The following is a 21,421-nucleotide window of genomic DNA, read 5'->3' on the forward strand; positions in this document are numbered from 1 at the left end:
AAAAATTGAGTTCTGTTTAGAGGTTTATATTTATCTAATTATTAATCAACAATACCATGTCCAAGCAAGTTATAATGTCACAAAATGCACCTGCGCCTATTGGGCCATACAGCCAAGCGGTTAAAGCGGGGAATACATTATATGTATCAGGTCAAATTGCTTTAGATCCTAAAACTGGAGAATTGCATATGACCGATATCGAATCCGAAACCAAATGGGTGATGAACAACCTATTGGCGATAATAGAGGAAGCGGGAGGTAGCTTTAGCAATGTGGTAAAGTGTAGCATCTTTGTAAAAGATATGAACAACTTTGCTAAGATAAATGGTGTCTATGGAAGCTATTTCTCTGATAATCCTCCTGCCAGAGAAACGGTAGAAGTAGCTAGGTTGCCAAAAGATGTGAATGTAGAAATTTCTTGTATTGCAATAATCTAAAATGAATCTCTGGCCTGTTTATACAGAAACAATAGTACTGTCTTACGATCGGCAAACTTTATTGCTGAAGTTGGACGAAGCAATTAGGCATGTATCCGAAGGGCCAAGAATGGATAATCCAAAAGAAGATAAGGAGAAGTTATTCAATGGAGCCCTACATGAAAATGGATTCAAAATCTCAAAAAGAATAAAACATGCTGAAAATTTTCTCCCACTTATTAGCGGTGAAATTGAATCAGCCCGGTCAGGATCAATTTTATTCCTGACTTATACTTGTTTTTTCAGCACATTGATGTTCTTAGGCTTTTGGTCTGTAATCTCCATTTTGGCTGGTTTTATTTTTATTTTTCCTGGCGAAAATTTCTCTACAGGGCTTTCGTTAATTGCTTTTGGCATTGGTCAGTATATCTTATCTATGTTCTTTTTCTACCGACAAGTGAACAAAAGCAGAAAAGTACTTTTCGATATTTTGGAGATCGAGGTAGTGAATATTATTTAATGGAGCATAAAAGGTTAATATTTTGTACTTTTGCAGCCGAATAAGGAAATTATGCAAAGAGAAGTAAGAGTTAGATTTGCTCCTTCACCTACAGGAGCGCTACATATTGGTGGACTTAGAACTGCCCTTTATAACTATTTATTTGCTAAAAAGCATGGCGGTAAATTTATTCTTAGAATTGAGGATACAGACCAAACGCGCTTTGTGCCTGGAGCAGAGGAGTACATTAAAGAGTCATTAGAATGGTGTGGAATTTCACCAGACGAGGATCCTTGGCAAGGTGGCCCAAATGGCCCTTACCGCCAGTCTGAGCGCAAGCCTTCTTACATGCAATATGCCATGCAATTGGTAGAAGCAGGCCATGCATACTATGCTTTTGATACAGAGGAAGAATTGAATGATATGCGCGAAAGGCTAAAAGCTGCGCGGGTGGTAACTCCACAATACAATAGTATCACGAGGACAACCATGAAAAATTCCTTGACTTTACCTGAAGATGAAGTAAAAGCAAGATTAGCTTCTGGTGAGCCTTTCGTTATTCGTATCAAAATGCCAAGAAAAGAAGAAGTTCGTTTGAATGATTTGATTCGCGGCTGGGTAATGGTACATTCTTCTACTTTGGATGATAAAGTTTTGATGAAATCCGATGGTATGCCCACTTATCATTTGGCGAACATCGTTGATGATCATTTGATGGGTATTACGCATGTGATCCGTGGAGAAGAATGGTTGCCATCGGCTCCATTGCATGTGTTGCTATATAGATATCTTGGTTGGGAAGATACAATGCCAGAATTCTCCCACCTCCCGCTTTTGCTAAAACCTGATGGAAATGGTAAACTAAGTAAGCGTGATGCGGAAAAGCATGGTTTTCCAATTTTCCCATTAGAGTGGACTGACCCTGCAACCGATGAAAAAGTAGCTGGCTTTAGAGAAGATGGTTATTTGCCAGAAGCAATGATCAATTTTCTAGCTTTTCTGGGCTGGAATCCTGGAACAAATCAAGAGATGTTCAGCAAGGAAGAACTTGTAGAGGCTTTTACAATCGAGCGAATAGGAAAATCAGGAACCAAGTTTGACATCAATAAAGCAAAGTGGTACAATCAGCAATATATCCGATTGATGTCCGATGCAGAATTGGCTAAATCACTGAATGAAGCATTGAAGGCTAGAAGCATAAATGTGCCAACAGAGACTGTAGAAAAAATCAGTGGTTTATTGAAAGAGCGAATCACTTTTACCCATGAGCTTTGGGCAGAAGGCCAATACTTCTTTGAGCTACCAAGTGAATATGACGAAAAAGTAGCTTCTAAAAAGTGGAATGCAGATGTACTTAATGTACTTGAAAAATTTGCTGTCGAAGTTGGTGCTAAAAGTGAAATTTCTGCGGAGGAAGCTAAGGAAACATTAACTAGGATTCTTGAGGAATTAGGAATTGGTTTGGGCAAAGTAATGCAAGGCATTCGCTTGGCTTTGACTGGAGTAGGTGCTGGGCCGGATTTGATGGAAGTGATCTCTGTACTTGGACCGAAAGAAATCGTTTCTCGTGTGGAATTGGCCAAAACTAAATTAAATACGTATCTTAATTGAGATATGGCAAAGAAAGCAGACAACAGCAAAAAAGATAAAAAACCAAGAGTTAATCCAGAATTGGAGGGTTTCGAATTGAATATCGACTCATTTGGAGAGTTAACTTCTACATTTGATATCGACAGAATTAATGAATTTCTGAATAGAAATGTAGAAGACAAAAAGCTTAAGGATCGAGAAGATATTGATGAAATTAAAGGAGAAGACAATAAAAAAGAGGACAAATAAAGTTTTTTGATTTTTTGATAGAAAGGAAGGTTGATAAAATTCTCCTGAGTCATTCCAGCCTAATTTCCCTTTTCAACGAAGCGCTAAAACTGATAGTTCGTCGCAAACTGTAAATCATCAGCGCAGTTAGAAAGCAAATGCATAAACTATACTTTAAAGAATCAGCAATCATTGAGATTTACTTAAGGTAAGAGTAAATGTACTTCCCGCTCCAAATTCACTTTCCACAGATATTTGCCCACCTTGGGCTTCTATGAATTCTTTACTAATTGAAAGCCCAAGTCCAGTTCCTTCCTTTTTGGTTCCGGGTACCCGAAAATACCTGTCGAAAATTTTATCCATGTATTGCGGTGATATTCCTTGTCCAGTATCCTTTACTGAAATTTTGATGTTTTTTTCTGTTTCTATTACTCTCAAATAAATAATAGAGTTATCGTAAGAATACCGAATAGCGTTTGAAATTAAATTGGTAATAACCCAAGCTGTTTTTTCATTATCGGCTTGTATCATGGACACCACTTCCGGGCAATTAATTTCGATCTTAATTTGTTTTTGCTCGGCCTGAATTTTTGTCGCATTGATGGCATATTGCAAAATCTCCTTAGGGTCTGAAGGCATTATCGAAAGCTGAATATTTCCACTTTCTACCTGCGTCATATTTAATAATTCACCAGTAAACTTAAGCAATCGGTTTGCATCATCTTTGATACTACTTATCAAATTCTTTTGCTCCTCATTCAGTTTGCCTACACGATTGTTTTCCAATAGCTGTAAGCTCATCTTAATGGATGAAATTGGAGTCTTGAATTCGTGAGAAACATTAGCTATGAAATTTGTTTTGGCGGAATCTAATTCTTTGTATTCGGTAACATTTCGTAGGAGAATTACATGACCGATTAGTTTAGGTTCGCTTTCACCTGTGGGAACAATAGAAATGTGCTGTATATCTTTTTCAAAATAGCCTTCCTTGCCATTCGCATATATTTTCATGGGTTCAAAAGAGTTTTGAGAACTCACTACTCCATCCACATCTTTTATTAATTCCCGTAAAAGGTCATTTTTCAAAGCTAGATCTTTTGAACTAAAACCAATCATTTCAGAATCTGGAATACCTATTATATGATTAGCTTCTTCATTGGCAAAGATCACTTTCATATTTTCATCCAAACCAATTACTGGATCATGCATTTTGTCAATAAGTGTTTCCACCCGCTTTTTCTCAATCATTAGCTTGGCTAGATTGCTGTTATTATATTCTTGAAGTTTTTGAGCCATTGCATTGAAGGATTTTGCGAGCTCAACAAATTCACTCCGACCCTCAAACTTGACTCTTTCGGAATAGTTCTTCGCTGCAATTTGTTTGATACTTTCTGTTAATTCCTTGATGGGATTTGCAACATTTGAAGGAAGATTAATCAAAAGGATTAAAGCAATCAGGAAACAAATACTCCCAGTAATAGCTATCCAAAAAACCGCATTGTTGACTGACTCTTGAGCCATTTGGCTTTTCCGCTGGATAGCCTGCATATTCATATCCATTACTGCGAATATATCCGAACGAATTTCAGATTTAATCAAATTATTAGATTGATTTTCAGCGTATAAAGCAAAATTATTTCGAATTTGTTGAGTTAGATTTGCTTCATTGATTTCAGTAATATTATTTTCTTGCTTTTGAAGGTTTTCTTCAAAGGAAATAATCGCATTTTCTTTCCTGTCTTCTAATGCGATAAGCATATTTCTTGAGTACTCTAATGTTCGGTAATTATCTATCAATACATTTTCAGTATCTGATTTCAACATATACAAGTGCCGAGCACTAACAATGCTGAGCAGTAATATCATCAGAAAAAGGAGCCCAATGCCAAGGGTTAATTTCGTTTTGATTTTCACGGTACTATTTTTTATTTCTGTCTAAAATTACCTCGTCTTTTGCCATAATAGACTTTTATGTATCCTTCGAAGGAATCCATCTTAATCCTATGTAAAATTCTGACTGTATGCTTTTATCAAAAGAATAGCGTAACTCACATTTAAGTTAACCATTCCTCAACTCAAAATTACTAGGTCAATATTGCTCGTCGAAAGCTTTTTTAAAAGTTCGCTGAATACGTTTGTTGCAAGGAGAATCTTTAACAAGTTTATATGAGGTTTTCCTATGCAGATAGTTGATATTTTTCTCTGCTCAGCTTGCTCAATTATCGCTTTTGCTACTGTTGAGCTTTCTACTTTTATAATTTCTGCTCCTAATTCAGTTGCTAGTTTGAAATGGTTGATTAAATGCCTCTGCTTATCTAATGGAATTTTGTCAGCACTTTCTTTGGGAGTTTGTATATATAAAACGTACCATTTACTATGATAATAGTTTGCCAGACGTGCCGTTTTTCGAATCACCGTTTTGGCCGTTTTTTCATTACTACTGATACAGGCAAGAAACCTCTCGTGTTTTAAAGAGTTTGGTCTTGTTACTTCTGTTTCAACTTTTCTCTCAACTTGAGAGGCCACCTCTTTCAAAGCCAACTCTCGAAGTTGTAAGATATTCTCACTTTGAAAAAAATTTTTTAAAGCAGTTTCAATTTTATCCTGTTTATATATTTTGCCAGCCTTTAATCTCGCAATTAACTCGTCAGAAGTTAAGTCTATATTCACCACTTCATCGGCAAGTGCTAATACTTTGTCTGGAATTCTTTCTCGTACCTCTACACCAGTAATTTCTTTTATTTCTTCATTTAAACTTTCAATATGCTGAATATTGACTGCCGTAATTACATTGATTCCAGCGTCAATTACGTCCATTACATCCTGCCAGCGTTTTTCATTTTTACTGCCTTCAATATTCGTATGTGCAAGCTCATCCACAATTACCACTTCAGGGCGCAAGTTTATTATTGCTTGCAAGTCCATTTCCTCCAATTCTTTCCCTTTGTAAAAGAGCTTTCGTAATGGAATAATAGGCAATCCGGCAATTAACGCATGTGTTTCCTCTCGGTTATGTGTCTCGACAAACCCAATCTTCACATCAATACCATTTTTCAAAAGAGCATGAGCTTCTTGCAGCATTCGAAAGGTCTTACCTACGCCAGCACTCATACCGATATAGATTTTCAATTTTCCTCTTCTTGACTTTTTGATCAGATTCAGAAATTCTTGAGCCGATTTGCGAGTTTCTTCCATCTCTTGGATTGATAAGTAATAATGGACAAAAGTTAAACAAAATGCATTTTATAACGCCTTATTTATTAGGCATTTACCCATTATCAACTTTACAGAAGTTATTAAAATGCGATACTTAGGGAAGTGCCCGCAAAGAAATTGTTTTGAGTAGCTGTTTGAGTTCTATCCATAAATATATTATCTCTTTGGCTGTTGAAGGTTCTAGCTTCTATTCGCCATAGTACATTCTCCACAACGTTTACATCCATATTTACAGAATAGCCAAAGGTTTGGAAGCCATTTGGTGAGCCAGTAGAAACAATTACTTCATTTTTATCAGAATAATATTCAGCTCTAGCTGCAAAAGATAATTTTCCAGATGGAGAATATTTAGTTATTAAAACTGGGGAATACCAAGTATGAAAATCATTACTCCCTTTTGCTATTTGCTGTGCACCAAAATCAAACCCTGCTATCAATGCAAATTGTTGGTTAAATTGAAATTGACCATAGAAATTATGAAAGTAGCGCATTTGGCGGGTGGAATCTGGAGTATCACTGCCTATGAATGAACTGCTATTGAGGGTGATCTTTTCATTGGGTGTCCATGTGAGTTGATGACCAAATGATGGTGTTTGGTTACCCGGAACCCTTTGAATTCGCTGCCAGCCATTCAAAATTAATCCACTTAAGAACCACTTCTCGTCATCGCTTGTGTAGGATACTTTAGCGCCTGATAGAAAATATGGTGAATTTTCAGCTAGTATACTTCTGGTCATATTCCAGCAAAGGGCTCCAATTGCACTTTCGAAACCGATATGAGATCCAAAAATTCCTGCGTCTACCCATAAATTTTTGGTTTTTGAAATTTTCACACCCACATTAGCTTCAAAAATGTTTTTTAATACTCCTGGCTCAGCCGATAAGTTTGCATTAGCATAAGTGCCCGTCATTAATGCAAGTTTACCTCTGACTTTATCGTTATTATATTCGGCTTGAAGGTATCCGAAATTTAAGTTCACTTCATTATGACGGTTGAAAGAATATAAAAAATCAGGTCGGTTATGATCTACAGGATTACCAAAATCATACACGTAATATGTTTCTAAATATCCACTTACTTTAAATGGATTTTCAGATTCATTGGATTGAGCTTTTACCAAGCCAAAACTACAGAGGTTTAGCAAAATCAATCCAATCATAAATTTATTTATATTAGCCATATAGTTTGAAATTGTTTCGTTTTAATGATTCTAAAGAAATTATGGATCAAATTTGATCCTTGGTAGCTAATTGATCCAATGAAATGTTAAGCTTAAGAACATTGATTCTTTCAGTTCCGAATAATCCTAATAATGGTTTTTCGATATGTCTATCTATTAGCTCAATTACTTCCTTTTCTTCCAAATTTCTTATTTGAGCAATTCGCTTTATTTGAATTTTGGCTGCTTGAACTGAAATGTGTGGGTCTAATCCACTGCCGCTAGAAGTAACCAAATCAGATGGAATTTCGTATTTCTCAATTTCTGGATTCTGTTCCAATATATACTTAATTCTTTCTTCCACTTCAGCTAAATGGTCAGGGTTGCTCGGTCCATAATTACTGCCACCGGAACCAGCCGCATCATAATTTACTGCTGATGGGCGCGACCAAAAGTAGTTGTTTGAAGAAAAACCTTGACCAATATTAACATGATGTTCTTGGCCATTTTCAGAAATTGTAAAACCTTTTCCTTCACCAGGTGCTAATTGAGCTACGGCTAATACCGATAGCGTGTAAATGCCACAGAAAAACACCAAGGAAACAAGGGTTAATCGAATGGCCGAAATCAAATTATTTTTCATTTTTAAAAGAGTTAAATTCGGAATATTAGTCATTAATAGTGCTGATCAGCTAGGTGTAGTCCAAATAAATTTCTAGCCACCTTAATTGATCTCATATTTACAATAAAACTGAAACCATGAGATCAATTAACTTAATACCTATAAATGGCACGATCACTCCACCTAATCCGTAAATGATCAAATTTCTGCGAAGAAGGGCGCTTGCGCCAATTGGCTTGTAGGCTACACCCTTTAATGCCAGTGGTATAAGTAAAGGGATAATAATCGCATTGAAAATTACAGCCGATAGAATTGCGCTTTCAGAGCTAGAAAGATCCATAATATTTAGTCCTTGTAATGAAGGAATAGCAACAATGAAAAGAGCAGGAATGATGGCAAAGTATTTTGCCACATCATTGGCAATACTAAAAGTTGTAAGCGTTCCTCTGGTCATTAATAGCTGTTTACCAATTTCAACTACTTCGATAAGTTTGGTAGGGTCATTGTCTAAATCCACCATATTACCTGCTTCTTTAGCTGCTTGGGTACCACTATTCATAGCAACTCCTACATCTGCCTGCGCTAATGCCGGAGCATCATTTGTACCATCTCCCATCATTGCAACTAAACGGCCTTCAGCTTGCTCCTTTTTAATATAATTCATTTTGTCCTCAGGCTTAGCTTCAGCAATAAAGTCATCTACGCCCGCTTTTTCAGCGATATATTTTGCTGTTAAAGGATTGTCTCCTGTAACCATTACAGTTTTTATTCCCATTTTTCGAAGACGTTCGAAGCGTTCTTGTATACCCGGTTTTATGATATCCTGCAACTCAATAACACCAATAACCTTTTCATTTTCAGATACAACTAAAGGAGTCCCGCCATTGCTTGAAATCTGGGTTACTCGTTCTGCAATTTCAGTAGGGAACTCGTAACCTGCTTTTTCAGATAAATCCTTTATGGCATCAGCAGCTCCTTTGCGTATTCGAGTGCCATCTTGAAGGTTTGCACCACTTGATCTGGTCTCTGCTGTGAATTTTATAGTTTGAGAAATGTGTGATTTTGATTCCGATAAAATTGATTTCAAGTCTCCACTATTTGCAATCTGCTCACTTAACTCTATAATCGATTTACCTTCAGGGGTTTCATCTGCCATTGAGCTCAATACAACTGACTTTATAAACTGATTTTCATCTATGCCCTTAACAGGATAAAAGTTTGTTGCCTTTCTATTGCCAATAGTTATTGTTCCAGTTTTGTCCAACAATAAAACATCAATATCACCAGCAGTTTCTACAGCTTTTCCTGATTTTGTAATTACGTTGGCTCTAAGTGCTCTATCCATCCCTGCAATTCCAATAGCTGAAAGTAAACCTCCAATTGTGGTGGGAATTAAGCATACAAACAACGAAATAAAAGCAGCTATGCTAATCGGTGTATTTGCATAATCTGCAAAGGGTTTTAGTGTAACGGTTACAATAATGAACACTAAAGTAAAGCCAGCTAGAAGTATTGTCAATGCAATTTCATTTGGCGTTTTTTGACGACTTGCTCCTTCTACTAATGCAATCATTTTATCCAAAAAGCTTTCGCCTTGCTCGGTAGTAACTTCTACAACTATTTTATCAGATAATACCTTCGTGCCTCCCGTCACTGAAGATTTGTCACCTCCCGCATCACGAATAACTGGCGCGGATTCTCCCGTAATAGCACTTTCATCAATAGTTGCTAAGCCTTCAAGAATTTCACCATCAGCAGGTATTATATCTCCAGCTTTACAAATAAAAACATCTCCTTTTTTGAGCTTCGATGAAGAAATTGTCTCACCACTTTTTAGCATGGCAGGAGTTTCTTCCCTTGTTTTCCGCAAACTATCGGCTTGTGCTTTTCCCCTTGCTTCAGCAATTGCTTCAGCAAAATTTGCAAATAGTAGGGTAATTAATAGCAAGGCAAATACCGTTAGATTGTATCCGAATGAACCTTGCGAATCACTCGTGAGTGAGAATATTGTAACTGCAAACATTACAATTGTTCCAATTTCTACAGTGAACATTACTGGATTACGGAACATAATTTTTGGATTGAGCTTAACGAAGGCTTCTTTTAGCGCTTCTTGAAGCAAATCTTTCTGAAACAGGCTCGTATTTTTGACTGTCATTTTTTACAATATTTAGAATTGGTTCAAGGAAAAGTATTCGGCTATAGGTCCTAAGGTTAGGGCAGGGAAGAAAGCAAGTGCTGCAACGATGGCAATCACTGCAAAAACCAGAATCCCAAATGTGCTTGTATCTGTTTTAAGCGTTCCTGCACTTTCAGGTATATATTTTTTGGAGGCTAGAATACCTGCAATAGCTACCGGGCCAATAATGGGTAAGTATCTGGCTAATAACATGACTAAACCTGTCGCGATATTCCAGAATGGGGTATTATCTCCCAAGCCTTCAAACCCACTTCCATTATTTGCTGATGCTGAACTGAATTCATAGAGCATCTCACTAAAACCATGAAAACCTGGATTATTAAGCCAACCTGAATAAGCTTCTGGATTTCCTGCATAGAGAAAACTCGCTAAAGCTGTACCGCCCAAAATCATTAATGGGTGAAGAAGTGCAATGATCATCGCTATTTTTACTTCTTTAGCTTCTACTTTCTTTCCCAAAAATTCGGGTGTTCTACCTACCATCAGGCCACCTATGAAAACTGCTAGAATGATAAAGACATAAAAATTGATAAAACCAACACCAACACCTCCATAAAAGCTGTTAATCATCATACCAAGCATGGTAAACATCCCAGTGAGCGGAGTCATGCTATCATGCATAGCATTCACTGATCCATTACTCGTACTTGTGGTATTTATAGCCCAATAGGCAGATGCCGCTGAGCCAAATCTAATTTCCTTGCCTTCCATGCTGCCCATATCTTGTGATATGCCCAATTCGGCGATCGCAGGATTACCGTTCATTTCAAAGTAAATGGAAGGAATTGCAAGACATAGAAAACCTGCTGTCATGACACCGTACACCATTAAAGCAAGCTTTCTTCGCTTTACGACATAGCCCATGGCAAATACCAAAGAAATAGGGATCAAAAAGATAAAAACAGTCTCGAGAATATTTGTAAGGTAATTGGGGTTCTCCATTGGATTAGTAGAGTTTGGGCCATAATACCCTCCGCCATTTGTACCTAATTGCTTGATTGGAATAAATGCAGCTGCAGGCCCTCGACTAATATTTTGTTCAATACCTTCAAGAGTGGTAATGGTATCCTTTCCTTCAAATGTCATTGGAGTGCCATTGAATACTAAAATAACAGCACCAATAAACGCAATGGGTAATAGGATCCGGGTATTTGTACGCACAAAATAACTATAGAAATTTCCAAGCTTATTTGTAGTTCTCTCTTGCATTGCATTGAACACTACTGCGCAAATAGCAATACCTGTGGCGGCACTTATAAATTGCCATAGCATTAAAATAAGTTGCCCCATGTAGGACAATCCCGTTTCACCTGAGTAGTGTTGTAGGTTGGTATTACTAACAAAACTTACTGTGGTATTAAATGCCAAATCCCAACTCATCGATGGATTATTGTCTGGGTTCAATGGCAACCAAGCCATGTTAGAAAGGACAAATAGAGAAATGACAAACCAAAATGCATTGATGGTTAAAAGTGCCATCAAATGCTGTTTCCAATTCATTTCCACCTTTGGATCAATGCCGCTAAGCTTGAAAAATAATTTGTCGAGTGGATTGAAAATGGTATCCAACCAGGTATTTTCATAATTGAAAATTTTACCAATGTAGCGACCTAAAGGAATTGCTAAAACTATTACAATTGCATACATTAAGAGTACGCCAAGTATTTCCGTGTTCATTTTTTTAGTTTATTAATAGGTTATAAAGCCAAACCAGTAATTTGAAACTTCCTAAGACTATTAGGAAAATGACGAAGATTTTAATAATAGTTTTAAAGTCTTCGTTGAATTGCTTCTTGCTCATTCCTATTTAAAATTTTTCAGGTTTGACCAACACAAAACAGAGATAGCCGAATACAGCTATAGCGATAAAGAATAATGCTATCATGGAGAATTGATTTTGTTTGTTTCGATTAATACTTTGATATATCCAGCCCAAAGGCTTTTTGGAATTTTTTTGAGATGGTTAATCAAATCTTTAGCACCTAGTTTCAATGCAATTACTGAGAGGAATTCATTCTCAATAGCATTGCAAGTAAAAAGTTGCTTTTGTTGATACACCTGATCTATTGCATTGAGAATTTCTCGGGTCTTTTCTTCTTCAATATGGAGAGCACAATAGGCTCCGAAATGGTTTAGCACTTCGTAGATTACATATTTACCATTCTCTAAAGCGGGAGGATAAATTTCGGGAAATTGCTTTTCCAGTTGTTGAAGGAAATCACTCATACTATTAGATATTTTCGAAGACATCAATAGCTTTGTATAATAGCGTAAATAATGCTAGGCCTGTGAGGTACATTAGAATTATCATGTCTTATGGATTTAAATGCCGCAAGAATTGATTTGCCTACAGTACTCAGCTTTCAGTTGCCTAGGAAATAACCTAAGGTACTCTCTCCCCCACTTGTAGTTTATTTCTAATAGCTGGGAAAGAGATAAAATGAATTTATTAGCGATTAAGGATCGTGTGTAATCACTTCCTTTCACAAAAAGACTCTCCACTTTTCCGTAGAGTTTTTTAACCTTTTTCTTCTGCCCCTTGAAGATTGCATCAAGTGCTTTGTGCTCTAATTCTTCAATTTTTTTTGACTCAATATCTAGTCGATTTTTCATAAGAAAACATTTGATTTTGTTTCCTTATGCCAAATGCTGTTCCTGTTAAATTGATGGGTATGTAAAAATCTGATTATTAGATATATATAGCATAATTTTAAATAAGAGGAAAATAAAAACCCTTTCGTTTTGAAAGGGTTTTCCTAGCATTTTGAAAGGGTTATTTTAATGAATGAATAATTATGTAACAGATATGATATTTTCATTCCAAACCATATTCGGAAATCTTTCTGTAAAGAGTAGTTAATGCTATTCCTAATAATTCGGCAGTTTTTGTTTTATTTCCATTAGTATAGTTCAATACTTTTTGGATGTGGATTTTTTCAGCACTTGCTAATTCAAATGCAGAAAGTGATTTTCCATTTTGGGTTGGACTAGAAATACTTTGGATATCGCTTGGCAAATGTTCCAAATTCAATTCATCATCACACAGAATTACACTTCTTTCAATTACATTTTTTAGCTCTCGTATATTTCCATTCCATTTATGTTGCTTCAAGGCTTCAAAGTATTCTTTTGAAACCGATTTAATCTTTTTGTTAGTTTTAAAAAATGATGAGTTTAAAAAGTTTTGCGCCAATAATTCAATATCAATTACCCTTTCCCTTAATGGTGGCAAATGAATCTGAAATACTGAAATGCGATAATATAGGTCTTCTCTAAAATGCCCTTTTTCAATTTCTTGCAGCAAGTCTCTATTTGTAGCGGCGATGATCCGTACGTTTACCTTAGTAGGCTTACTGTCACCTACACGAATAAACTCACTGGTTTCTATTACTCGCAACAATTTGGCCTGTAAGTCCAAGGCCATTTCTCCTATCTCGTCTAGAAAAATTGTCCCGTTATTTGCTTCTTCAAATAACCCTTTTTGGTCTTTTATAGCACCAGTAAATGCACCTGCCTTATGACCAAACATTTCACTTTCCAATAATTCTTTGCTAAAAGCTGAGCAGTTTATTGCGACAAAACTCTGTTTTCTTCTATGGCTTTCCTGATAAATAGCTTGGGCAAATACTTCTTTTCCTGTACCCGTTTCACCAGTTAGCAAAACGGTCGTATCAGTAGAAGCAACTTTTTTAGATAAGTCAATTGCCTCTTTTATCGCCTTGGATTTGCCAATTATTTGATCAAAAGAATGCTTAGTTGCCAATTGCTTTTCTAATTGTAACACTCTCTTGGCCAAATCTACTTTTTCTATCGCTCTATTTAACAGCGGTATTATTTTGTTATTATCATCCCCTTTGGTGATATAATCAAAAGCTCCATTCTTAATAGCTTGCACGCCATCAGAAATATTTCCGTAGGCCGTTAATAGTACAATTTCAGGAATGGGATATTTGTCTTTAATTTTCTTTACTAAATCTATTCCATTGCCATCCGGAAGTTTTACATCGCACAGGATTACATCAATATCAGTCCTTTCCATTCTTGTCAAAGCTGATTTACAATCTTCCGCTTGAAACACCTCAAACCCTTCCAAACTTATAATTCTAGCTAATAGAACTCTTAGTTTCTCCTCATCATCTATAATCAGAATTTTTCTCAAAATATTTTATCTATCTGTTTAAGTAAAATTACAATAATTAATATACTCAATAGTAAGCAATAAGTCTTTTGCTTATAAATACTTATTCAACATCTACTATACGACAGTATCAATCCTTAAATGTTCAGTTTCTTGCGAATCACATAACAAGTAATATTCTCTTATTCAATCCGTTTCGGAATTCTTCTAGCATAATACCAGCCGATGATTGGGCCTGGCGCAAGTATCAGCAAGAACAATGAGCTTGACACCGAATTATAGAGCCACTCAGTAAGCTGTAAGCTGATAATAGTGATAAAAAACCCCAGGCTTACCGTAATAGTCAATGCAGTTCCTACAAGTTCCTTTGGCGCAGTTTGGGCATTGAGTGTAGAGAGTTGCGGCGAATCGCCAGCCACTGCAAAGCCCCACACGAGTAGATATGCTATAAAAGCCCACACAGGTAAAACAAGTAATATCGGCGATAGTAAGCAACATATTGCGGAGGTTCCCAAAAACAGTACAGCAACTTTTCTGCTGCCTATTTTCAAGGCAATACTTCCTCCCGCCATACATGCCAAACTGCCGGTAGCAATCACTACAAATGTCCATAAGCTCACCGACAAATCTTGTTGATTTTGCTGAGCATAAAGGCTTATCATAATAGGAACGAAAGCCCAGAAAGTATATAATTCCCACATGTGGCCAAAATATCCAAATGCAGCTTTTCGGAAATCCTTTACAGAGAATACAGCCAAGATTTCTTTGGGCTTAAATTTCGCAGATTTCACTTTCAATGGACCATCACCTACCAAAAAGTAGAGCAAAAATCCGCCAAAAGATGCAATAGCTGAGGTGGCAATAATTACCCATTTCCAATCAACGTTACCTCCCGAATAACTCAAAAAATGTGGAAATGCAGTACCAAGAACCAATGCGCCAACCAAATAGCCCAAGGCCATACCGAGCTTTTTGCCATACCATTCCGATGCGATTTTCATTCCAACAGGATAAATACCCGCCAAAAAGAATCCTGTAAGAAAGCGGGAGGATAAAAGGAATACATAATCTGCAGGCCATAATAAAATGGCGGCATTCATTGCAGAACCTGCTAATGCACAAAACAGAAATACTCGACTCGATGAGAATCGATCAGAAATGCCAGAAAGCGCAAATAGAAATGTGCCAATAATAAAGCCCAACTGAACCGCAGAAGTAATACTTGCCATCGAATCTGCCGGAAAGGCAAACTCAGCTGATATTCTAGGCAATATGGCATTCCCAGCAAACCATAAGGAGGTGCCGGCAAATTGTGCAAATATGATTATTGGTAGCGTGAGTTTAGGATTAGAACTGATAACTTTTGCCATTGGCTATCAATCAAACCGCGTTTCGTACTTCCCTTTCATATACTCAACTGACTCTGCAATTAAGGTTTCTAGTACTTCCATATCTATATCGCTAAGCTTTTTTACATACAGACAGGATTTGCCTGTTTTGTGCTTACCGAGTTTCTCCATAAGCTCCCCGTACTTGCTGAAGCCCGCCATAATGTAGAGTGTGAGATTTTGCTTACGTGGAGAAAAGCCCACTACCGGCCAGTCGCCACTATTACCTGTAGCATATACATAATGATAGGTACCAAAACCCACAATGCTCCCTCCCCACATTTTCGGTTCGGAACCTGTGATTTTGCGCATCAATTTGATTATTTCAAAGCTATCCTCCCGCTTTTTTGGATCTTCTACCCGGTTGATAAAAGCTTCAACACTCTCATCTGTTGGTTTAGTTTTTAATTCAGCCATTTTCTCAATAGTTAAATGATTACTTTTTCCTTTCTACATTTCCTTGAAATAAAAGCCAAGTTCCCGGATCTAAACTTATATGGCTAGGCACTTGGCTAGAGGGCAAGGGAATTTGACTTGTTTTTTCGTCTATCTCGATCGTATATATCTGCGGTAGATTATTCCCTTCAGTATATACAGCAATATCGATAGGAAAGCGGAATACATGACCGGGTTGGATTTGTTCAAAATCAATAATGGCAGCTTTAGCCTCTGCATTATATTCCCATTTTGCTTCAATTATAGGATGGCCGGGCTGGCGAAGCCATTGCTCAAAAAACCAAGATAAATCCTCTCCGCTTACCTCTTCCATCACCTTACGCAAGTCATCAGAAAGGGCATTTCTATTTTGATATTGCGCGTAATACGCTCTAATGCCATCTCTGAAATGGGTGTCCCCAATTTCCTTTCTAAGCATGTGTAGCACCCATGCTCCTTTTTGGTAAGAGTTTGGACTGAGCAAACGATTGAGGTCTGTAATGAGTGTGTCCAATACAGGAGAATTTTTGGTGCCTTCCCAATGCTTCACTACAGTGAATCGTGCTTGCTGCATTCCTTCGGCAAGCTTTTCCCGACCATAATAATGCTCAAAATACAGCTGGGTAAAATAGGTTGCAAAACCTTCGCTCAGCCATATATGATACCAATCCTTTTCCGATACCGAATTACCAAACCACTGATGGGCAACTTCATGAGCGATAAGGCCTTCTGCTGCGCGGTCGCCAGTCACAGAGCTTTCGCTATAGAAAATATTACTAGCATTTTCCATTCCGCCATAGCGAGTTTTGGACTGCACATTCGCAAGCTTTTCATAACTATAAGGACCTACATAATAATTGAAAAATTCGAGTGATTGTGTAGCCAATGCATAATCGTAAAAACCCTTTTCTCGGTCTTGTGGATACACCCAGCTTTGTACGGCTACTCCATCAATTATCTCCTCTGTTTTGATGGCGAAACGCGCAGCACCCATTACCATTACTTTTGTCGCAATATCCACATCGGTTTCCCAATGGGTTCTCCGCGTAGCATTATCTATGTCGGTAGATTCTACAAATGCTCCAGTACCTATCACTTGATAATGGTTGGGAGCGGTTACGATAAAAGCGCAGCTCGCCTTATCTGATGGGTGATCCACTACAGGCAACCAATGATGAGCTCTGTTTGGCCAATTATCGCCAAAGAAAGTGCGCTCTCCATATTTATTTTGAGAAATGATTAAACCATTCTGTGGAATTCCTTGATAAGTGATTTCAATTTCGTGTGAGATACCAGTTCCTGTATTAATACTTACACGATTGTTGGTATGCTCAAAAACTAAATCCCTCCCACTTTTTTTATCCTTGATACTACTGATAGACATTCCATTTCCTTCGGCATTTTTATTCACCAAATCTAAGGTGAAGGAGTCTTTTGTTTGATCCAGGTATTGAAGTTGAATAATGGCTACGCCTATTAATTCATCTGTGTCATCAGCAATTTCTAAGTGAAACTCGTAATGCTGAATATCCAAATTTCGATCCACAGGATAAGGATCTTGCGCTTGAAGGAAGAAGAAAGAAAGGCTGAAAATAAAACTTAGGAGGTATTTCATGAAAAAGCGGATTGATTAGCTAAATATAATCAATCCGCTTTGTATAATAGGAATGCTTTTTACCATTACCTGTCTTTTATCGGTTCCATTTTCACCTCTATGTAGTCTGGAGTATATTTCATCATTGCACCTGTGGCTACATCTATCGCCCAAAATAGAATATTGAAAAGATTGAGCACCGAAACAGGGTTGAAATCTGTAGGTGGTTGAATAACCTTATTTTCATATCCTTCTTTTTTCAATACGACCGTCTCACCAGTAAAGCCTTTTTTAAGTCTTACAGAAGTTGGTGTTGTTCCTTGATACATTCCGCCAACTTCTACTCGTGTGTCTGGAACATCGGAGTCGATGGTTACATTTTGTCTAGAGCCAGTGAAAATAGTAGCGCAACTAGAAAATATGATTTGCGATGAAATGATTAATAGAAGGAATAATGCTTTACGTTTCATATCTATTTTTTTTGCAAAAATAGATAATTTACTAGGCCTTATCCAATAAAAAATTACCTAAATAAAGGTTAGTACTGTTTTAAATGAAGCCTTATTCATCATATCTACAGTTGCTCTATTACCTCCTGCAGCACCGCCTGCGCCACCAGCACCACCAATTCCTGCTCCTGGTCTGCCAGCATTTCCTTGACGTCCTCCTCCAGCCCCACCGCGCATGCCGCCACCCATTGGAGCACCACCCATTTGGGCACCACCTTGAGCCATACCATTAACTACTACTTCCATTTCTATGCTGTTTGCAACATCTCTAGGATCACCATTGTCTATAAAAAGCTGATTTAGAGGAATTTTATATTCATAAACCAAATGCTGGTCTTCATTCCAATTAACCCCTAAGTTAATTCCATTGCTATTGTCTAATGTTTGCTGGCCTTTGAATTTGCCAACAAATCCATCTGCTAAAAACACTTTATTTCGAAGCAGAAAAAGCTCCTTCATATACTCCATATCAGGTCTCTGACCTGGTTCGGTTCTTATTTGTGGCATTGTAGACTCACCATCTGCACTGTAAGGGTGCAATAGTTTGCCAGTAGTTTTCTTTTTTCCTGTCTTTGTAGTGAAGTTTAGCACTAGCCCATTTCTCATTATTTTCTGCTGAAAAGGCATTTGCTCTGCCACTAGCAAAATATATAGGAATTCATCGTCGGCAACAGCCTGATAGGATAAGCCAGTTTTGTCTTCCTTGCTGAGGTTTTCCATTGGCCATTCTTGATACTTTCCATCCAAAACCGGAGTAAAGTCAGCCTTAGATACCATAAGCTGAGCCTGCGCAAATCCGCTTAGCAGAAATGCGCAAATTAGAGTTGAAATTGATTTTTTCATGTGGTTGAATTTCCACCTTTGATGGCAAATCTTCAATTGAGTTTAATGCTTCTTTTGAATTTATATTCAGTAATTATAATGAATGTAAAACATTGTAATACAGATTGATATAGTAATGTCAAAAATTGAAAGCCGAACAAAGAATCAAAAGAGTCGTGTCAATAAAAGGATGCTTGTAATCCTTTATAGAATTAGAAATATATAGATAATTTTAATCTGAGTATAATGAATATCCTTAACCTACTTATCCTTCCTCTAAAATTGATTTTGCAAATACCGCAAGGGGTTCCTAACCCAGAGGACGGCTCTCCGCTGAGTATTGAATCTACAGCTGATGTATTCCTATATATTGTAGCACCAATCATGATGGTAATCTTATGGTTTGTGGCGCGCAGTTGGCGCAAAAGAAAAAAGCGGGAGGAGGAAGAAAGAAGAAATAAAAATAAAGACAAATAATAAATTTAACCCGCCCAGCCTTCTCTATCCAAGCTTCTGTACTGGATGGCTTCAGCCAAATGCTCTATTTTAATTTCCTTACTATCGGCAAGGTCGGCAATGGTTCTAGAGACTTTCAATATGCGATCATAAGCTCTGGCTGAAAGTCCTAGCCTTTCCATGGCAGTTTTGAGTAATGTCCGACCAGCATTATTTATTTGGCATACTTCCTTCACCATTTGCGATGGCATCATCGCATTGGAGTATATTTCAGGGCTTTCCTTGAAGCGGTGGTTTTGTACTTCCCGCGCTTTTATTACTCGCTCACGTATTTCGGCACTGCTTTCAGTTTTACGCGTTCCAGTCATTTCGTCGAACGAAACGGGTGTTACTTCCACATGCAAATCTATGCGGTCCAGCAAGGGTCCACTCACTTTATTCAGATAGCGCTGCACTATACCTGGCGCGCATACGCACTCTTTTTCTGGATGATTATAGTAACCGCAAGGACAAGGATTCATGCTGGAAATAAGCATAAAATTGGCTGGAAAATCTACCGAAATTTTAGCTCTACTAATGGTGACTCTTCGTTCCTCCAGCGGTTGGCGCATTACTTCTAATACGGTACGCTTAAACTCAGGTAATTCGTCCAGAAAGAGCACTCCATTATGTGCCAATGAAATTTCCCCAGGTTGTGGATTTCCTCCTCCTCCAACTAAAGCCACATCCGAAATCGTATGATGGGGGCTTCTAAATGGTCGGCGAGTAATGAGGGACGCTTCATCACCTAATCTGCCAGCTACAGAGTGAATTTTGGTAGTTTCCAATGCTTCATTTAAACCCAAAGGCGGGAGGATAGAAGGAAGACGTTTGGCTAGCATCGTTTTGCCAGCACCAGGTGGGCCAATCATGATAACATTATGTCCTCCCGCTGCTGCAATTTCTAATGCGCGCTTTATATTTTCCTGACCTTGGACATGTTCAAAATCAGCTTCATAATCATTTAGCTTACTGAAGAAAATATCCCGAGTATCTTGCTTCAAGGGTTTAATTTCTACCCTAGACTCGAAAAAATCTATAGCCTCTTTCAGCGTTTCCACTGGAATCACGTCCAAATTATTGACTATTGCGGCTTCGCTTGCATTGGCTTTGGGTAATACAAAACCTTTGAACCCTTGCTTGCGAGCTTCAATCGCAATGGGCAAAACTCCTTTGATAGGTCTGAGTGTGCCATCCAAAGCCAATTCGCCCATGAGCATATATTGGTCGAGCGTATCTGAGAATATTTGACCCGATGCGCTTAATATTCCTAAAGCAATTGGGAGGTCATAAGCCGAGCCTTCCTTTTTCACATCAGCCGGTGCAAGGTTTATTACCACTTTTTCACGTGGCATTCGGTATCGTAGGGTTTTTATGGCAGCTTCTACTCTTTGCTGGCTTTCTTTTACCGCATTGTCTGGCAGGCCTACCATGAAGAATTTGATGCCCTGACTCACATTTACCTCAATGGTAATCACATCGGCATCTACTCCATATACTGCACTTCCATAAACCTTTGCAAGCATTGTTTATTCAGTCATTTTCTCAATCAAAAATATAAGCGAGTGAATCACCTTTATATGAATTTCCTGAATGCGATCGGCATATCCATCATGTGCCACTCGAATTTCAATGTCAGATAAAGCAGCTAGTTCGCCACCATTTTTCCCGGTAAGGGACACTACTGTCATTCCTTTTTGCCTTGCACATACTGCCGCTTTTATCACATTAGCCGAATTGCCACTTGTGCTTATCGCCAACAGAATATCGCCCTTCTGGCCAATTGCCTCTACATATCGAGAGAAAATATGATCAAACCCATAGTCATTACCCACGCAAGATATATGGCCAGGGTTAGAAATTGCAATGGCAGGCAAGGCCCTACGGTTTTCTCTGTATCTCCCGGTAAGCTCTTCTGCAAAGTGCATAGCATCACAATGTGACCCACCATTTCCACAGGCAATTACTTTCCCTCCTCTCAGAAAGGAGTCAACCATTGCTCTAGCAGCTGATTCAATTTTTTGCAAATTCTCACCCGAGTTCAAAAAACCATCCAATACATTCCTGGATTCTGTAAGTTCTTTTTGAATTAAAATTTGGTAATCCATT

The 21,421-nt window shown here is 37.9% G+C and carries 22 protein-coding genes; 5 read left to right on the top strand and 17 right to left on the bottom strand.

The genetic code is table 11. The features are described from left to right. The first annotated feature begins 56 nt into the window (after nt 1-56). Genes ACOXY8_RS08625 through ACOXY8_RS08640 form a run of 4 tightly spaced genes read left to right on the top strand, consistent with a single transcriptional unit; the run spans nt 57 to nt 2,754 of the window. The gene (locus ACOXY8_RS08625) at nt 57-437 is read left to right on the top strand and encodes a RidA family protein (RefSeq protein ID WP_458331171.1); all 381 of its coding nucleotides are present in this window, start codon (nt 57-59) and stop codon (nt 435-437) included. A 1-nt stretch (nt 438) separates the two neighbouring features. Beyond that, the gene (locus ACOXY8_RS08630) at nt 439-936 is read left to right on the top strand and encodes a hypothetical protein (protein WP_458331172.1); all 498 of its coding nucleotides are present in this window, start codon (nt 439-441) and stop codon (nt 934-936) included. A 51-nt stretch (nt 937-987) separates the two neighbouring features. Beyond that, nucleotides 988-2,526: a glutamate--tRNA ligase gene (gene gltX, locus ACOXY8_RS08635; protein ID WP_458331173.1), complete on the top strand. Its 1,539-nt coding sequence runs from the start codon at nt 988-990 to the stop codon at nt 2,524-2,526. A 3-nt stretch (nt 2,527-2,529) separates the two neighbouring features. Then, nucleotides 2,530-2,754 (top strand): hypothetical protein, encoded by a 225-nt coding sequence (locus ACOXY8_RS08640; protein ID WP_458331174.1) that lies wholly within the window; start codon nt 2,530-2,532, stop codon nt 2,752-2,754. Nucleotides 2,755-2,922: 168 nt separating this feature from the next. Here the strand turns inward: ACOXY8_RS08640 and ACOXY8_RS08645 are convergent, their stop codons facing one another. The 15 genes from ACOXY8_RS08645 to ACOXY8_RS08715 all read right to left on the bottom strand — a co-directional run bounded on the left by ACOXY8_RS08645 (nt 2,923) and on the right by ACOXY8_RS08715 (nt 18,838). Further along, nucleotides 2,923-4,647, bottom strand: coding sequence for an ATP-binding protein (locus ACOXY8_RS08645; RefSeq protein WP_458331175.1), 1,725 nt, complete (start codon nt 4,645-4,647; stop codon nt 2,923-2,925). 156 nt (nt 4,648-4,803) lie between these two features. After that, nucleotides 4,804-5,928 carry a sensor protein KdpD gene (locus ACOXY8_RS08650; protein ID WP_458331176.1) on the bottom strand — a complete coding sequence of 375 codons (1,125 nt, stop codon included), beginning with the start codon at nt 5,926-5,928 and terminating at the stop codon, nt 4,804-4,806. Between the two features lie 101 nt (nt 5,929-6,029). After that, complete coding sequence (locus ACOXY8_RS08655) at nt 6,030-7,130, bottom strand: porin (RefSeq protein ID WP_458331177.1); 1,101 nt, start codon at nt 7,128-7,130, stop codon at nt 6,030-6,032. Between the two features lie 46 nt (nt 7,131-7,176). Then, on the bottom strand, nt 7,177-7,752 hold the full coding sequence (locus tag ACOXY8_RS08660) for a K(+)-transporting ATPase subunit C (protein WP_458331178.1): 576 nt from the start codon (nt 7,750-7,752) through the stop codon (nt 7,177-7,179). A gap of 97 nt (nt 7,753-7,849) precedes the next feature. After that, complete coding sequence (gene kdpB / locus ACOXY8_RS08665; protein WP_458331179.1) at nt 7,850-9,889, bottom strand: potassium-transporting ATPase subunit KdpB; 2,040 nt, start codon at nt 9,887-9,889, stop codon at nt 7,850-7,852. 12 nt (nt 9,890-9,901) lie between these two features. Further along, nucleotides 9,902-11,608: a potassium-transporting ATPase subunit KdpA gene (gene kdpA / locus ACOXY8_RS08670; protein ID WP_458331180.1), complete on the bottom strand. Its 1,707-nt coding sequence runs from the start codon at nt 11,606-11,608 to the stop codon at nt 9,902-9,904. 130 nt (nt 11,609-11,738) lie between these two features. Next, a complete protein-coding gene (locus ACOXY8_RS08675) occupies nt 11,739-11,816 on the bottom strand; it encodes a potassium-transporting ATPase subunit F (RefSeq protein ID WP_458331208.1) in 78 nt (25 codons plus the stop codon). Continuing rightward, nucleotides 11,813-12,157: a DUF7674 family protein gene (locus ACOXY8_RS08680; protein ID WP_458331181.1), complete on the bottom strand. Its 345-nt coding sequence runs from the start codon at nt 12,155-12,157 to the stop codon at nt 11,813-11,815. The genes ACOXY8_RS08675 and ACOXY8_RS08680 overlap by 4 nt, the downstream gene beginning before the upstream one ends. A 96-nt stretch (nt 12,158-12,253) precedes the next feature. Beyond that, a complete protein-coding gene (locus ACOXY8_RS08685; RefSeq protein WP_458331182.1) occupies nt 12,254-12,544 on the bottom strand; it encodes a DUF7674 family protein in 291 nt (96 codons plus the stop codon). 202 nt (nt 12,545-12,746) lie between these two features. Continuing rightward, nucleotides 12,747-14,090 carry a sigma-54-dependent transcriptional regulator gene (locus ACOXY8_RS08690; protein WP_458331183.1) on the bottom strand — a complete coding sequence of 448 codons (1,344 nt, stop codon included), beginning with the start codon at nt 14,088-14,090 and terminating at the stop codon, nt 12,747-12,749. 161 nt (nt 14,091-14,251) lie between these two features. Then, the gene (locus ACOXY8_RS08695) at nt 14,252-15,439 is read right to left on the bottom strand and encodes an MFS transporter (RefSeq protein WP_458331184.1); all 1,188 of its coding nucleotides are present in this window, start codon (nt 15,437-15,439) and stop codon (nt 14,252-14,254) included. Between the two features lie 6 nt (nt 15,440-15,445). Next, nucleotides 15,446-15,874: a DUF1801 domain-containing protein gene (locus ACOXY8_RS08700; RefSeq protein WP_458331185.1), complete on the bottom strand. Its 429-nt coding sequence runs from the start codon at nt 15,872-15,874 to the stop codon at nt 15,446-15,448. A gap of 19 nt (nt 15,875-15,893) precedes the next feature. Further along, nucleotides 15,894-17,507, bottom strand: a complete 1,614-nt coding sequence (locus ACOXY8_RS08705) for a M1 family metallopeptidase (protein ID WP_458331186.1) — start codon at nt 17,505-17,507, stop codon at nt 15,894-15,896. A gap of 65 nt (nt 17,508-17,572) precedes the next feature. Further along, entirely contained in the window at nt 17,573-17,956 is a 384-nt protein-coding gene (locus ACOXY8_RS08710) for a PEGA domain-containing protein (RefSeq protein WP_458331187.1), read from the bottom strand. Between the two features lie 57 nt (nt 17,957-18,013). After that, entirely contained in the window at nt 18,014-18,838 is an 825-nt protein-coding gene (locus tag ACOXY8_RS08715) for a hypothetical protein (RefSeq protein ID WP_458331188.1), read from the bottom strand. A gap of 225 nt (nt 18,839-19,063) precedes the next feature. Here ACOXY8_RS08715 and ACOXY8_RS08720 point away from each other — a divergent pair, with 225 nt between their 5' ends. Next, nucleotides 19,064-19,294 (top strand): hypothetical protein, encoded by a 231-nt coding sequence (locus ACOXY8_RS08720; RefSeq protein WP_458331189.1) that lies wholly within the window; start codon nt 19,064-19,066, stop codon nt 19,292-19,294. 5 nt (nt 19,295-19,299) lie between these two features. Here the strand turns inward: ACOXY8_RS08720 and ACOXY8_RS08725 are convergent, their stop codons facing one another. Together ACOXY8_RS08725 and lpcA are read right to left on the bottom strand one after the other, a co-directional pair. After that, entirely contained in the window at nt 19,300-20,838 is a 1,539-nt protein-coding gene (locus tag ACOXY8_RS08725; RefSeq protein ID WP_458331190.1) for a YifB family Mg chelatase-like AAA ATPase, read from the bottom strand. A gap of 3 nt (nt 20,839-20,841) precedes the next feature. Then, nucleotides 20,842-21,420 carry a D-sedoheptulose 7-phosphate isomerase gene (gene lpcA, locus ACOXY8_RS08730; protein WP_458331191.1) on the bottom strand — a complete coding sequence of 193 codons (579 nt, stop codon included), beginning with the start codon at nt 21,418-21,420 and terminating at the stop codon, nt 20,842-20,844. Nucleotide 21,421: the final 1 nt, after the last annotated feature.

Origin of the sequence: Peijinzhouia sedimentorum, assembly GCF_049340005.1 — a bacterium.
In the GTDB taxonomy this organism is placed as follows: domain Bacteria; phylum Bacteroidota; class Bacteroidia; order Cytophagales; family Cyclobacteriaceae; genus CAXBDP01.